This is a genomic window from Sphingobium sp. CCH11-B1, assembly GCF_001556865.1.
GTDB lineage: Bacteria > Pseudomonadota > Alphaproteobacteria > Sphingomonadales > Sphingomonadaceae > Sphingobium.
On sequence record NZ_LSJY01000175.1, the window covers coordinates 43672 to 56092 of the forward strand.

Genomic DNA, 12421 nt, shown 5'->3' on the forward strand with positions numbered 1-12421 from the left:
AAAATTTACCGGTGCGCTTTACAGGGGGGACCCCTCAGCATATATCGGCCGTCCGCTGCCCCATGGGACTTCCACCGCAAGGCAGCTTTATTGCCAACGACTACACTGGAGGTCCCTTGAGTTGCACAAGCATCATAGCGCGCTGGGGGTAGCGACCGCCCTCAAACCGGCAGCACCGGTAACGCTGATTCGTCCCGACGCCGCGGCTCGGGCTGCCCGCTTCTTTGTGGAGAAGTTTCCGGGCCGCTCGCTCTATGCGGTGAAGGCGAACCCGTCTCCTGACCTGATCCGCACGCTCTACGCCGCCGGGATCACGCATTTCGACGTGGCCTCGATCGTCGAGGTGCGCCTGGTCGCCGACGCGCTGGCGCAAATGGGCGCACAGGCGAAATTGTGCTTCATGCACCCGGTCAAGGCCGAGGAAGCGATCGCCGAAGCCTATCATGTCTATGGCGTGCGCACTTTCTCGCTCGATTCGATGGACGAGCTTGAGAAAATCATGCGTGCTACGGGCAACGCGACCGATCTGGAGCTCTGCGTGCGCCTGCGCGTGTCCTCCGAACATAGCGAGCTTTCCCTCGCGTCGAAATTCGGCGCGGAACTCGGCGAAACGCGCGAATTGCTGATGGCCACCCGTCAGGCGGCCGATGCGCTTGGCATCTGCTTCCATGTCGGCAGCCAGGCGATGAGCCCGCAGGCCTATAGCGACGCGATCGAACGGGTCCGCGCGGCCATCGTCGACGCGGCGGTCACGGTCGACATCATCGATGTCGGCGGCGGCTTCCCTTCGGTCTATCCGGGCATGGAGCCGGTCGCGCTCGAACATTATTTCGAGGCGATCTATCGTGGCTTCGAAAGCCTGCCGGTCAGCTATTCGTCGGAACTCTGGTGCGAGCCGGGCCGGGCACTGTGCGCGGAATATAGCTCCGTACTGGTTCGTGTGGAGCGCCGCCGCGGTTCGGAACTCTACATCAACGACGGGGCTTACGGCGCGCTGTTCGATGCGGCGCATATCGGCTGGCGTTTCCCGGTCGAGCTGCTGCGGCTGGAAGATAGCCAGGAAGCGATGGAGCCTTTCTCCTTCTACGGCCCGACCTGTGACGACATGGACCATATGGTCGGCCCCTTTCTGCTGCCGGCAGATGTGAAGGCTGGCGATTATATCGAGATCGGGATGTTGGGCGCCTATGGCGCGGCGATGCGTACCGGTTTCAACGGCTTCACGTCGGAGGCGACGATCGAGGTGGAGGACGAGCCGATGGCGAGCCTCTACACCGAGATGCTGCCGGTCCGCCGGCGCGCGAACGTCATCAAGCTGGGCAAATAAGGCCCAAGCTCCCCTTTGGAGAGGGTGCCTGCCCCCGCCGCTTGCGGCGGGGGTTTTTCTTTGTCCGCCTTACCGCCGGAAAATGCCGACCAGCTCGACATGGGTGGACCAGCGGAATTGTCCGACCGGCTTCACGCTATCCAGCTGGTATCCTGCGGCGGTCAGGTGCGCAGCGTCGCGCGCGAAGCTGGCCGGATTGCAGGAGACATAGGCGATCAACGGAACGCTCGACTGCGCCAGTTGCATGACCTGTTCCCGCGCGCCTGCGCGGGGCGGGTCCAGCACGATCGTGGCGAAGCGATTGAGTTCCTCCGGCACGAGCGGCCTACGGAACAGGTCGCGATGGTCCGCCGCCAGCCGCCTTTGCGCCCGCGCCGCCGCCATCTTCAGCGACAGGACAACGTCACGAGCACCTTCAGCCGCATAGACGGGCCGATTGTCGCCCAACGCAAGCGCGAAAGTCCCGAGACCGCAGAACAAATCCGCTACCGCTCCACCCGGCGGCAATGCCTGCCGAACGGCTCCGACCAGTGCAGCCTCACCATCCGGCGTCGCCTGAAGGAAAGCGAAGGACGGAAAGCCGACCGGAACACCGCCAAAGCTGATTGTGGCCGGCTCGGGCTCCCATCGCGTCTGGGCCCCCTCTCCTTCGTCGATCGTCAGCCGCGCCAGACCGTGCGCCCGCGCAAAATCGCCCAGCGCCTCGTCAGCCGCAAGCCCCTCGACCCGCACCCCTTCCAGCAAAAGATCCACGCCCTGGTCGATCAGCGACATCTTCACATGCGCCGCCCGTTTGTCCGGCAGGATCAATGCCAGCAACGCACGCAACGGCTGCACCAGAGCGAACAGGCGCGGGTCGAGGATTGCGCACATCTGAAGATCGATGAGGCGATGGCTGCCTTCCTCTGCAAAACCTATGGTGATGCGCTTGCCCGCCCGCGCCGCCCGCAGCGCCGCTCGCCTGCGCGTCATGGGCGGCGAGATATGGGGCGGCAGCACGGCGGCGGGGACCACCCCCTGCCCCGTCAGCGCACCCGTGACCCGCGCCGTCACGAATTCGGCATAGCTTTCGTCATCCAGATGCTGGAGCTGGCATCCGCCACAGGCGGGAAAATGGGCGCAAGGCGGAACGGCATGATGGACACCGAAGTAGACAGTCCCATCGGCCCCGATCCGGTCGCCCGGCGCGGTCAGGGGAAAGTGGCGGCCATCGGCGGTGACGCCGTCGCCCCTGGCCGCAACACGGATGATGCTGTCTACTTCGTTGTCGCTCACAATCGCGCGGCGATAGCGGCTAGCAACGCTTCAAGCAAATCATCCGCCACGAATGCCGCTCCGCACCGCCGCGCCGCATCACCGTGCAGCCACACGGCCTCGCAAGCCGCGCGAAAGGGATCGCCCGAGACCGCCAGACGACCCGCCACCAGCCCGGCCAGCACATCGCCCGTCCCGGCGGTGGAGAGCCATGGCGACGCACCGCTCGCAACCGTCACCGTGCCGTCAGGCGCGGCAATTACACTGTCCGCGCCCTTATACAGGACGACTGCGCCGGACGCGCGCGCCGCCGAACGCGCCCGATCGATCTTGCTGCCCGGAAGGTCGCCGAACATCCGCCGAAACTCGCCTTCATGCGGGGTCAGGACGGCGCGCGACGGTATGGGTCGCTCCGCTCGCGCCAGCAGCGTCAGTGCATCGGCATCCAGCACCAAGGGATGACCCGACGCCAGCGCAGCCTCCAACAGCATGCCTGCCGTTGCATCAAGTCCCAGTCCCGGCCCGACAAGCACAGCGCCGATCCGTTCGTCGCCAAGTTGCCGCGCGACAGCGTCTGGCTGCTCGACCTGCCGATGAACGATGGCGTGTGGCTCGCAGGGCGGAAGGTCGTGGGCAAAGCGCCGTACCGATCCCGCGCCGGAACGGGCTGCGGCGATGCTGCCCAGCAGGCTTGCGCCGGGCATTGCGCCGCCCACCACCGCCACCAGGCCGCGCGTATATTTATGCGCGTCGGCACCCGGCGTCTTCAGCGCGGGCGGGGCAAGTCGGTGCATATGGCTTGGCAGTTCGATGCCAAGATCGACCAGCACCAGCCGATCGACCCGCCCGGCCGCCGGATGGAGCAGGTGAGCGGGCTTATAGGCTCCCAGCGCGATGCATATGTCGTAACGCGGCACGGCGGACAGGATCGCGCCACTGTCCGTTTCCACGCCACTGGGCAGATCGACCGCATGAGTCAGTGCGGCGTCCTGCGCCAACCCGCAAAGCCGCGCCGCGACGGCGTCGTCCAGCCCCCGGCTCAAGCCCGTGCCGAACAGCGCATCCACAAGTTGGGATGCCGGCGCAGCGGCCATCATGTCTTCGACAGGCCCGCGCCAGATCGCCCGCGCGCGCTGCGCCGACGCGGTGCGACTGTCGCCCAGCGCCGCCACCCGAACCGGCACGCCGCGCTCCTTCAGCGAGCGGGCGATCACGAACCCGTCGCCGCCATTGTTGCCGGGGCCGCACAGGACCAGCGCGTCGCGCCGATGCCCGGCGCGCCAGATGATCTCCGCCGCCGCCCTGCCTGCGGTCTCCATCAACCCATATTCATCCGTGCCGGCTCGGAAGGTTGCCTGCTCGGCCTCACGCATCTGTGTCGCCGTCAGGATGGGCTCGCCGGTCATTGCGCCGCAGCGACCTGCACCGGCAGGCGGTAGCGGTCGCTGCCCGCCACGGCTTCAATGCGATCCTGGCCGATGATCGTGAGCTTCGCCGGCTCCGCGCCGTCCGCTGCTTCGAATCCGTGGCCGTCCCCCAGAATTCGGAAGCGCCGAAAACCGCCGTCGGGATGACGGATGGTCAACATGTCGCCATCTCGCTCGGCCGTGCAGTCGCGTGCCCATTGCGCCATCCCCGCGGTGAAGCATTCGATGCCGCTTGCGTCGCCAGCTTGGCCTCCTGCCGCTTGTGCGCCATCGGAGGCCTTGCTGCCTCCTCCGCCACAACCCGCGAGGGCTAACAGCAGGACTGCGCCGACGCTCCCTCTCATGCCAGGCGCTCCTTGCACTCGAGGAGGATCGGACCCAATATCCTGGCGAACCGCGCCTGCCCCTCCTGGCTGCCGGCAATGTCCTGCCGCATCTCGATCCCGAGATAGGGGAGACCCTCCGCCTCCGCATGACGGTTCATCGTCGCGTTGAGCAGCGCGCCGGAATAGGGCTGCTGGTCACCCACGACCAGCCCGGCGGCATGCAGAAGGGGAATGGCGATCCTGGCCGCGCGATCATCCCGATTGTAGAGTACGCCCACTTCCCACGGACGGTCCTGCGCCGGGTCGCTCGCCAGGCTGGGCGTGAAACTGTGCAGCGACAGGATGAAGGGCGACGTCATTTCCGCCAGAATGGCCGCCACCCGCCGGTGATAGGGATGATAGAAGCGCATGAGCCGCGCGTTCAGGTCCGCGTCCCGGTTGCCCGCTATCGCATGGCCGTCACTCGTCACCGGCAGCAGTCCCGGTGCATCCTCTTCCCGGTTGAGGTCGATGACGAGCCGGGACACGCCGCCCAGAATGGCCTTGCACCCCAGCTGCGCCGCCAGTGCGCCGGCGACTTCCGCCACCCCGATGTCGATGGCGATATGATCGTTCAACAAGGCCGCATCGATGCCGAGATCGATATCGTCGGGAACATGGGCGGACGCATGATCCGCCACGATCAGCAGGTCGAGGTCGCTACCGTCGATTTCGGTGTAGGCTTCGCTCACGCGCTCCTGATCCGCGTTTCCATCGTCCACCAGCCGGGATAGGCGGCCGTAATGGCATTGGCGGCGTCGCTGCAGTCGCCCTGCGTATCGAACAGCGCAAAGCAAGTCGCGCCCGAACCAGACATCCGGCGCAAACACACGCCGCGCCGCTGCCCCAGCGCGGCCAGCACATCGGCGATCGCGGGAGCGACGGCGATGGCCGGCTGCTCCAGGTCGTTGCGGCCCGCTATCAATCCTTCAAGACTGCCGGCGTCGAGAGGACCGCGATCCACCCGGTCCCATCCGGCGAACACCTGCGCAGTCGATACGGCAATGCCGGGATTGACGAGCAGTATCGGCCGGCCGTCCAAATCGGCCAGGACATGGCGCGCGAGACGCTCGCCCCTGCCCGATACGAACTGGGTCACGCTTCCAAGGCAGGCCGGCACGTCCGATCCAAGATCGAGCGCCAGTGCGGCAAGCTCTTCAGACTCAATCCTGACGTCCCACAGGCGCGTCAACAGACGGAGCGTCGCCGCTGCGTCGGCTGATCCTCCGCCGATGCCCGACGCAACCGGCAGGTTTTTCGTCAATCTGATCGCGGCGCCGCGCTGCTCGCCAAGATAGGCCTGCAAGCCGCGCGCTGCCCTCACGACCAGATTGCCCGGCCCCGCCTCCAGGCCAGAGCCGAAAGGCCCGTCGACAAGCAGATCGATCGCACCATCGTCCGTCACCTCGCCCGTGATCCGATCGCCATCCTCGGCAAAGGCGAACAGGCTTTCCAACGCATGATATCCGTCGTCGCGTCGCCCCCGAACATGCAGCGCGACATTGATCTTGGCATGGGCGGTTTCGGCCAGCGGCTCCACCACGGCGTCAGGGAGCGGCATATTCAGGCTTTAGTCCTTCTTCGGTCTTGGCGGCGAGCCGCGCCGCGACGTCGCCCTGCGCATGGATCGCCGCCGCGCTCCACGCATAGCGCGCCTCATAGCGCCGCCCGGCGGTCCAGAGCGCGTCCCCCAGATGTTCGTTGATGGTCGCGTCGGTCGGCGCGCCCAGCGCCGCGCGTTCGAGCGCGGGGACGGCCGCCGCGACGTTGCCGGTCACGAACTGCGCCCAGCCCAGGGAATCCGCGATGGCGGCGTCGTCCGGTTTCAAGGCGCTCGCCTTCTTGATGAGTTGCAGCGCGGCTTCGACATTCTGGCGTCGCTCGATCTGCGCGTAGCCAAGATAGTTGAGGATCGCCGGCTCGTCAGGCGCGATCCTGGCGGCGCGTTCGAGCACCTCTCGCGCTTCCGTCCAGCGCTTGCCCTGCTCCAGCGCGCTGCCCTCGAACAGCAAGAGGGTCCAGGGCAGCTTGTCGGGCTCGTAGCGCGCCTGCGCCGCGCGGAAAGCGGCTGCCGCGCCGTCGAAGTCGCCGCTCTCCGCCAGCAGGCGACCGAGCCTGACCTGCCGCTCCGGTTCCGCATCGGGAACGGACGCTTGTTGCCGCGCCAGAGCCAGCGCGCTGTCCTGGTCACCGGAAGCAGCCAGCGCGTCGATCAACTCGGCCTGCGCCAGCGGGGCAAACCAGTTCTTCGCGGGCACTTTCGCCGCCTCTTGCACGGCTGCGCCGGCATGGTTCTGTTCCACCAGCAGCCGGGCGGCCACGATATGCGGCTCCGCGCCCAAGGGATCAGCGAAGGTTGCCATGCGGGCCAGCCGCAGGCCGAGCGCACGTCCTGCCGGATCGCTCGATATGTCGAACGCCAGGCGCGCCAGCAGCCGGGCATAGCCCTGCGCCGGCGTGAAGGGTTGTTCCTTCACCCTGCCCCGCAGGATGGCCGCGCGGCCTACGGCGAAATTGGCATGATCGGCGGGCAGCAGCATCAGCGCCTCGTCCTTCGCGCCGATGCCCGCGAGTTGCGCAGCGAAAGTCAGGCGCAGCGCGGCGCCATCGCGCCCCCGCGCCACCAAAGCGCGCCGGATCGCGGGAACGGCCGCCGCGACATCGCGACGGTTCAACGCCTGATAGGCAATATGTTCGTCCAGATAGCGCTGCCCGAGCGATGCGAAGCGGTCCTTCGCGTCGATTGCGGGCAGCGCATATTGGCCCTGACCGATGGCGATCCAGCTGCGGACGATTGGCGTCAGGAAGGAAAAATTGCCTTCCTGCGTCATCCTGTCGGTCAAGCCGGCCGCTTCCTGCCAATCCTTCCTCGCTAGAGCATCGCCGACGCGCAGCAGCGTGCCGTCGCGCGGCAGCATGCCGGAGCCGTCGAGCAGCGCAGCTGACTGCAGCGCCAACGCCCCGTCCCCGCTCTCCAACGCCTGAACATAGGACCGTCGAGCGATCTCCACCCGGTCGGGATCCTGCTTCAAGGCCGCCCGATACCCCGCTACGGCCAAGCCCAGGGCATTGTCGCCCTCTGCGAGGCGCGCCCGCGCATAGGCTTGCAATCCGGTGCCGCCGCGATCGATGGACGCGGCGGCCGGTAGCGACGGCGCCACCGCAGCCAGCAGGCAATATAGGGGAAGGCGCCTACATATTGGGATAGTTCGGTCCTCCACCGCCTTCGGGAACGACCCAGTTGATGTTCTGGGTCGGGTCCTTGATGTCGCACGTCTTGCAATGGACGCAATTCTGCGCATTGATCTGGAAGCGCGGATTGCCTTCTTCCTCGCCCACCACTTCATAGACGCCCGCGGGACAATAACGCTGCGCCGGCTCATCATAAAGGGGAAGGTTATAACTGATCGGGATCGACGGGTCCTTCAGCTGAAGGTGGACCGGCTGATCCTCCTCATGATTGGTGTTGCTGAGGAAAACGGACGACAGCCGATCGAAGCTGACGACGCCGTCAGGTTTGGGATAGGCGATCTTCGCGCAGGATTCCTTGCGCCATATTTTCTCATTGTCGGGCTTGTGCTTCATCGTGAAGGGCAGGCCGATTTTCAGCGTGCGCATCCACATGTCGATGCCCGCCAGCACGGTGCCCAGCGTGTTGCCGAACTTCGACAGCAAGGGCTCGGCATTCTTTACCAGCTGGAGTTCGTTTGCGATCCAGCTCGACCGCAGCGTGGGTTCATAATCGTCCAGAACATCGCCCGTCCGATCCGCCTGCACAGCCGCGAAAGCCGCCTCCGCCGCCAGCATCCCCGACTTCATCGCCGTATGCGTGCCCTTGATCCGGGGAACGTTCACGAAGCCTGCCGAACAGCCGATCAGCGCGCCGCCGGGGAAGGCGAGCTTGGGGATCGACTGCCAGCCGCCCTCGTTGATCGCGCGCGCGCCGTAGGACACGCGCCTGCCGCCCTCCAGATAGTCGCGGATCGCCGGATGCTGCTTCCAGCGCTGGAATTCCTCGAACGGGTAGAGATGCGGGTTGCGGTAGCCCAACCCTACGACAAAGCCCAGCGCCACCTGCCCATTGGCCTGATGATAGAGGAAGCCGCCACCATAGGCGTCGGTCAAAGGCCAGCCCTGCGTGTGGATGACCAGCCCCGGCTGATGCTTTGCGGGATCGATGTCCCACAATTCCTTCATGCCCAGGCCATAGACCTGCGGCTCGCTGTCAGCATCCAGGGCGAACTGGCGCTTCAATATCTTGGTGAGGTGCCCACGCGCACCTTCCGCGAAGAAGGTGTAGCGCGCATGCAGTTCCAGCCCCGGCTGATAATCGGACTTGCGGTTGCCTTCGCGATCGATGCCCATGTCGCCGGTGGCGACGCCCTTCACGCTGCCATCCTCATTGTAAAGGATTTCGGCGGCTGCGAAGCCCGGGAAGATTTCAACGCCCAGCCCTTCGGCCTGTTCGGCGAGCCAGCGGCACAGGTTGCCGAGCGATCCGGTATAGGTGCCCTTATTGTGCATCCAGCCGGGTGTCGCGATGTGCGGCATGCTCATCTTGCCGCCCTTGGTGAGAAACCAGTGGCGGTTGTCCGTCACCGGAACCTCCGCAAGAGAGCAGCCCATATCGCGCCAGTCGGGCAGCAATTCGTCAAGCGCCTTGGGATCAATCACCGCGCCCGACAGGATGTGGGCGCCGATTTCCGACCCCTTTTCCAGCACGCAGACCGCCAGTTCCGTCCCCGCATCGTTCGCCAGCTGCTTCAGCCGGATCGCCGCCGACAGGCCCGCCGGTCCCCCGCCGACGATGACGATGTCATAGGGCATTGATTCCCGTTCGCTCATTCATCCCTCCATAGCGGCGACAACGGGTTACACCCCGCCCATCCAATCGCCGCACCAGTCCAACGATTTACCACCTCAGGCGATGAAGCAGCTTGACCCCCTCGTCAACCTCTGGCCCAAGGAAAGACGATGCGGGGTTCAATACAGGACAATGCGGCGCTTGCCGCCCATGCCTATTTGGCTTGGTGGCAACTGGCCGGCGTGGAAGACGCCGTGACGGAAGCGCCGGTGGACTGGTTGCGGCCGGCTGCCCCGCTGCCTTCGGGCCTGGGCAAGGATGCCGGTGCTGCCGTCCAGGCTGCCGCTCCTCGCGACCTGACGGCGTTCCGCCGCTGGCTGGAAAACGAATCTTCGCATCCCGAACGACGGTGGCCGTCTCGCCCGATCTACCCCGGCGGCGAACCCGAGAGCCGACTGATGGTTGTGACGGACATGCCCGATCCAGCCGATGTGGAAGCGGGCGCATTGCTCGCCGATCGGGCCGGGGCATTGTTCGATGCGATGTTGCGGGCCATCGGCCTCCAGCGATCCGACACCTATCTTGCCTCCCTCTTCTTTGCCCGGCCACCCGGCGGCATGGTGGAGGCAGCCGACCTGTCGATCGCGGCGGCGCGGATGCGGACCCACATCCATCTCGCCCGCCCTCATCGCCTGCTGCTGCTTGGCGACAGGACAATCCGTGCCCTGATGTCGACGGACGGAGCCCAGACCGGCAATAGTTTACAGGAATTTAAGCATGACGGCGGCATCGTGCCTGCTGTTTCCACATTCCACCCGCGCCTGCTGATCGGGCAGCCTGCGGCCAAGGCGGAGTGCTGGCGCGCCCTGCAAAGCCTGATCGAGGAAGTTCGTTTGTGATCCGCGTTGCTCCCCGCTTTTCCCGCCTTGCCCTGATCGCCAGCGGTCTTGCCGTCTGCGCCCCGGCCATGGCCGACTCCACGCCCGAACTGCCGGGCATGGTCGCGCCCTCCTCCACATCTCCGCTGGAGGTGGCCGACGGCGACAAGGCACGCTACCGCGCGATTTACGCAGCGCTCGGCGCGCAGCAATGGGCAGACGCCAAGACGATGATCGACGCGCTGCCGGCGCAGGACGCGGTGCGGCCCGTCGCGCTTTCGGAGCTGTATCTTGCCAAGGGATCGCCCAAGGTCGAGCTGTTCGACCTGCTCGACCTTATCAACAAGGCGCCCTGGCTGCCCAAGGCCGACCAACTGTCCCGCCTGGCGCAGAAGCGCGGCGCGACGATCCTGCCGGCTCTGCCGCAAGTTCAGAAACTGGTATGGCTGGGCTCCGCGCCGCGCCGCCAATATGTCGCTGCCACGAAAACGGATGTCGCTGCGCAGGCGCTGGCCGGCCAGATCCAGACCTTCGTCAAGAATGACGATCCGGCCGGGGCGGAAGCATTGCTCGCCGCCGGCGAGATCGGCCTAACGCCGGAGGGATTGACCGAGGTGCGGCAGCGGGTCGCCTGGGCCTATTATATCGAGAATGACGATGCGAACGCCCGGCGCGTGGCGGCCCGGGCCCTCGAAACCCGCACGGGCGGCGACTGGGCGGTGCAGGCGTACTGGACGACGGGCCTGGCAAGCTGGCGGCAGAATGACTGCCGCGCCGCCGCCCCGGCCTTTGCCAACGTCGCCGCGCTGGCGGGAGACGCGGACATGCGTGCGGCCGGCGCCTATTGGGCTTCGCGCGCCTATATGGTGTGTGGCGAAGCGGAAAAGGTCGAGAATTATCTGAAGCAGGCGGCGCGCGCCGACGAAACTTTCTACGGCCTGCTCGCGCGGGAATCGCTTGGAATGCCGCTTGGCGCTGCGCCCGTGGGCAGTCGCTTCGGCGCGGTCGAATGGGAAAAGCTGAAGGCCACCCCCGGCGCCCAGGCGGCCATTGCATTGTCAGCCATCGGCGAAACGGGCCGTGCCGACGAACTTCTGCGCTATCAAGCGAAGATCGGCGGGACGGACCAATATGACGCGCTGCTGCGCCTGGCGAGCGCGCTCAACCTGCCGGCGACGCAGCTCTACCTCGCCCATAACGGCCCGGCCGGGATGCAGCCCGCCAGCTTCGCCCGTTTCCCTGCGCCCGATTGGCGGCCCGACGGCGGCTGGCGCGTCGATCCCGCGCTCATCTATGCCCATACGCTTCAGGAATCCGGATTCCGGGCCGACGTGGTCAGCAGTGCCGGGGCACGCGGCCTGATGCAGGTGCGCCCGGGAACGGCGGGCGACGTAGGACTTGCGAACGCAGCGCAACTGTTCGTCCCCTCCACCAATATGGAATATGGCCAGCGCTATCTGGAATCGCTCCGCGACATGAGCGCCACCGGAGGCCTGCTGCCCAAGGTGATGGCCGCTTATAATGCCGGCCCCCTGCCCGTGGAACGGTGGAACAGCCAGGTCCATGACAAGGGCGACCCGCTGCTCTTCATGGAATCGCTGCCCTATTATGAAACCCGCGCCTATGTGAACATCGTCATGCGCAACTACTGGATGTACCAGATCCAGGCGAAGGGCAGCGCTGATTGCCTGACGGGCATGGCGCAGGGCATGTGGCCCACTTTCCCCAATGCGAAGGGCGTGAAGCTGGTGCGCCTGAGCAAGGCGGACGGACGCGGCGCGATGGGCGGCGGCACGGACTGATGCCCATCGACGACAGCCGGACCTTCATCCCCGTCCGTATCGCAGTCCTGACGGTGTCGGACACGAGGGGGATGGCCGAGGATCGGTCGGGCGACACTTTGGTAGGGCGGCTGGAAAGCGCCGGGCATATACTGGCTGCGCGCCATATCGAGAAGGACGACCGCGCCACCATCGTCGCGCGATTGCATGCCTGGATCGACGACCCGGAAATCGACGTCATCCTGACCACCGGCGGCACCGGTGTTACAGGACGCGACGTGACGCCCGAGGCGCTGCGCCAAGTGCAGGACAAGGAGATACCGGGCTTCGGCGAACTGTTTCGCTGGCTCAGCTATCAGAACATCGGCACATCCACCATCCAGTCCCGCGCGACCGCCTGCGTCGCGCGGGGCACCTACATCTTCGCGCTGCCGGGGTCGACCGGGGCGGTCAAGGACGCTTGGGACGGCATCCTGGTCACCCAGCTCGACAGTCGCTTCCGGCCTTGCAACTTCGTCGAGTTGATGCCGCGCCTGACCGAGAGATGACAGGCAGGAATTGACATATCGTTCCCTGTATGTTCTT

11 protein-coding genes are annotated in these 12421 nt (G+C 66.0%); 4 read left to right on the forward strand and 7 right to left on the reverse strand.

Annotated features, from left to right (window positions below; all coding sequences use genetic code 11):
- Positions 1-121 precede the first annotated feature (121 nt).
- Positions 122-1327 (forward strand): type III PLP-dependent enzyme, encoded by a 1206-nt coding sequence (locus AX724_RS17520; RefSeq protein WP_066768853.1) that lies wholly within the window; start codon positions 122-124, stop codon positions 1325-1327.
- Between the two features lie 69 nt (positions 1328-1396).
- Here the strand turns inward: AX724_RS17520 and AX724_RS17525 are convergent, their stop codons facing one another.
- From AX724_RS17525 to AX724_RS17555, 7 genes are all read right to left on the reverse strand, one after another.
- Positions 1397-2602 carry a class I SAM-dependent RNA methyltransferase gene (locus tag AX724_RS17525; RefSeq protein WP_066768855.1) on the reverse strand — a complete coding sequence of 402 codons (1206 nt, stop codon included), beginning with the start codon at positions 2600-2602 and terminating at the stop codon, positions 1397-1399.
- Positions 2599-3987, reverse strand: coding sequence for a bifunctional ADP-dependent NAD(P)H-hydrate dehydratase/NAD(P)H-hydrate epimerase (locus tag AX724_RS17530; RefSeq protein WP_066768857.1), 1389 nt, complete (start codon positions 3985-3987; stop codon positions 2599-2601). Before AX724_RS17530 ends, AX724_RS17525 begins: the two co-directional genes overlap by 4 nt.
- A complete protein-coding gene (locus AX724_RS24865; protein ID WP_331711457.1) occupies positions 3984-4169 on the reverse strand; it encodes a hypothetical protein in 186 nt (61 codons plus the stop codon). Before AX724_RS24865 ends, AX724_RS17530 begins: the two co-directional genes overlap by 4 nt.
- A gap of 179 nt (positions 4170-4348) precedes the next feature.
- Positions 4349-5065, reverse strand: coding sequence for an N-formylglutamate amidohydrolase (locus AX724_RS17540; RefSeq protein WP_066768862.1), 717 nt, complete (start codon positions 5063-5065; stop codon positions 4349-4351).
- The gene (locus AX724_RS17545; protein WP_066768863.1) at positions 5062-5934 is read right to left on the reverse strand and encodes a 4-(cytidine 5'-diphospho)-2-C-methyl-D-erythritol kinase; all 873 of its coding nucleotides are present in this window, start codon (positions 5932-5934) and stop codon (positions 5062-5064) included. Before AX724_RS17545 ends, AX724_RS17540 begins: the two co-directional genes overlap by 4 nt.
- On the reverse strand, positions 5921-7543 hold the full coding sequence (locus AX724_RS17550; RefSeq protein WP_443018768.1) for a tetratricopeptide repeat protein: 1623 nt from the start codon (positions 7541-7543) through the stop codon (positions 5921-5923). The genes AX724_RS17545 and AX724_RS17550 overlap by 14 nt, the downstream gene beginning before the upstream one ends.
- A 22-nt stretch (positions 7544-7565) precedes the next feature.
- Positions 7566-9218 (reverse strand): electron transfer flavoprotein-ubiquinone oxidoreductase, encoded by a 1653-nt coding sequence (locus AX724_RS17555; RefSeq protein ID WP_066768867.1) that lies wholly within the window; start codon positions 9216-9218, stop codon positions 7566-7568.
- A gap of 129 nt (positions 9219-9347) precedes the next feature.
- Here AX724_RS17555 and AX724_RS17560 point away from each other — a divergent pair, with 129 nt between their 5' ends.
- From AX724_RS17560 to moaB, 3 genes are all read left to right on the forward strand, one after another.
- Complete coding sequence (locus AX724_RS17560; RefSeq protein ID WP_066768871.1) at positions 9348-10076, forward strand: uracil-DNA glycosylase family protein; 729 nt, start codon at positions 9348-9350, stop codon at positions 10074-10076.
- A gap of 68 nt (positions 10077-10144) precedes the next feature.
- Positions 10145-11857 carry a lytic transglycosylase domain-containing protein gene (locus AX724_RS17565; protein WP_443018769.1) on the forward strand — a complete coding sequence of 571 codons (1713 nt, stop codon included), beginning with the start codon at positions 10145-10147 and terminating at the stop codon, positions 11855-11857.
- Positions 11857-12384, forward strand: a complete 528-nt coding sequence (gene moaB / locus AX724_RS17570) for a molybdenum cofactor biosynthesis protein B (protein ID WP_066768876.1) — start codon at positions 11857-11859, stop codon at positions 12382-12384. Before AX724_RS17565 ends, moaB begins: the two co-directional genes overlap by 1 nt.
- Positions 12385-12421 lie beyond the last annotated feature (37 nt).

Bases quoted from the DNA above. Each gene is read 5' to 3' on its own strand.
- AX724_RS17530 (WP_066768857.1), bottom strand. From the start codon at position 3,987: ATGACCGGCGAGCCCATCCTGACGGCGACACAGATGCGTGAGGCCGAG.
- moaB (WP_066768876.1), top strand. From the start codon at position 11,857: ATGCCCATCGACGACAGCCGGACCTTCATCCCCGTCCGTATCGCAGTC.
- AX724_RS17555 (WP_066768867.1), bottom strand. From the start codon at position 9,218: ATGAGCGAACGGGAATCAATGCCCTATGACATCGTCATCGTCGGCGGG.
- AX724_RS24865 (WP_331711457.1), bottom strand. From the start codon at position 4,169: ATGTTGACCATCCGTCATCCCGACGGCGGTTTTCGGCGCTTCCGAATT.
- AX724_RS17565 (WP_443018769.1), top strand. From the start codon at position 10,145: ATGGCCGACTCCACGCCCGAACTGCCGGGCATGGTCGCGCCCTCCTCC.
- AX724_RS17560 (WP_066768871.1), top strand. From the start codon at position 9,348: ATGCGGGGTTCAATACAGGACAATGCGGCGCTTGCCGCCCATGCCTAT.
- AX724_RS17545 (WP_066768863.1), bottom strand. From the start codon at position 5,934: ATGCCGCTCCCTGACGCCGTGGTGGAGCCGCTGGCCGAAACCGCCCAT.